This window comes from Microbacterium umsixpiens (genome assembly GCF_053543675.1).
This window is the reverse complement of record NZ_JBLVOH010000193.1, coordinates 1-1,313: the sequence shown is the minus strand read 5'-3', so window position 1 is coordinate 1,313 and position 1,313 is coordinate 1. Positions and strand designations below refer to the sequence as shown.

3 protein-coding genes are annotated in these 1,313 nt (G+C 64.8%); all 3 read left to right on the top strand.

The window, feature by feature from the left end:
- Positions 1 to 57: 57 nt before the first annotated feature.
- Genes ACNPM4_RS17325 through ACNPM4_RS17315 form a run of 3 tightly spaced genes read left to right on the top strand, consistent with a single transcriptional unit; the run spans position 58 to position 1,199 of the window.
- A complete protein-coding gene (locus ACNPM4_RS17325; protein WP_448986506.1) occupies positions 58 to 636 on the top strand; it encodes an AAA family ATPase in 579 nt (192 codons plus the stop codon).
- Between the two features lie 60 nt (positions 637 to 696).
- Positions 697 to 945: a type II toxin-antitoxin system Phd/YefM family antitoxin gene (locus tag ACNPM4_RS17320; RefSeq protein ID WP_029264316.1), complete on the top strand. Its 249-nt coding sequence runs from the start codon at positions 697 to 699 to the stop codon at positions 943 to 945.
- Complete coding sequence (locus ACNPM4_RS17315; protein WP_448986505.1) at positions 942 to 1,199, top strand: type II toxin-antitoxin system RelE family toxin; 258 nt, start codon at positions 942 to 944, stop codon at positions 1,197 to 1,199. The genes ACNPM4_RS17320 and ACNPM4_RS17315 overlap by 4 nt, the downstream gene beginning before the upstream one ends.
- Positions 1,200 to 1,313 lie beyond the last annotated feature (114 nt).

The following is a 1,313-nucleotide window of genomic DNA, read 5'->3' as shown; positions in this document are numbered from 1 at the left end:
GTGGGTGAATGCCAGCAGATGACGTCACATGATCCGCCCGAATGTGAGACTTGTGCGATGACGGCCGTGGGATCAGTGGACACTCGCCTCGTCGTGCTGCGCGGCGACTCCGGTTCGGGCAAGACGACGACGGCGACATCGCTGCGTCCGCTGCTCCGCGCCAAGACCGCGGTCATCCATCAGGACCATTTCAGGCGCACGCTTCTGGCAGGCGGTGAGAAGGCGTCTCGATCCGCCGACGCCGCTGCGCTCATCGACACCGTCGCCCGCCAATCGCTGGACCTGGGATACGACGTCATCCTCGACGGGATCCTCAACCTCCGGGATTATGCCGGGCGTTTGGAACAGCTGTGGAGGGACCACCGAGGCGTTACCCGCATCTACCAGTTCGACGTCGGATTCGACGAGACCGTCCGACGCCACGAGACACGAGAACTGCGCGACGCCTTCAGTCCAGAGCAGATGCGCGCGTGGCACGACGGCTGGCAGCCGCTCGAGTTCGTCGAGGAAGGCCGCATCGGCCCGGAGGAGACGCTCCCTACGATCCTCGCCCGCATCGTCGCAGACTTGTGCGAGGGCAGCTCCTCCCCAATCGCCGATTCTCGGAGGACGAAGGATCGATTCGCGGATTCGTAGATGCCACCGCCTGGCCGCGGCATCATGTACATCTCAGACTTCAAGATGTACAATTTGCCTATGTCCACGATCAGCGTCGCCGACGCGCGCAACAACCTCTCGACGGTCATCGCCCGCTCCCAGGAGGAGGCCGTGTTCATCGAGCGACGCGGTCAGCGTGCCGCAGTCGTGGTCAGCCCGGAGCAGTACGAGCGGATGATCGAGGCACTCGAAGATGCCGAAGACGTGGCCGCGTTCGACGAGGCGATGGCCGAAGAAGGCCCGGACATCCCCTGGGATCAGGTGAAGGCCGACCTGGGCTGGACGTGAGTTATCGGATCGAACTGCGCCCCGCTGCGGTTCGAGCATTGAAGAAAGTCGACCATCAGGATCGCGACCGGATCCGCGGTGCCATCGCCCTGCTCGGCGAGAACCCCCGCCCGCCGGGAGCGAAGGCGCTGCAGGGACGCGACGGACTCCGCGTCCGCGTCGGGAACTACCGCATCATCTACACGATCGACGACGACGTGCTCATCGTCGCGGTCGTCACACTGGGTCATCGGCGGGACGTCTACAAGCGCTGACCACCCTGCCCGGCACCAACCCGGAATGTTTCCGCGCATTTCGGCGGCCCTGGACCGCCCCGCGCCGTTCGCCTTTCATGGGGGCATGACCCGTCAGATCCGCTTCAACGCCTT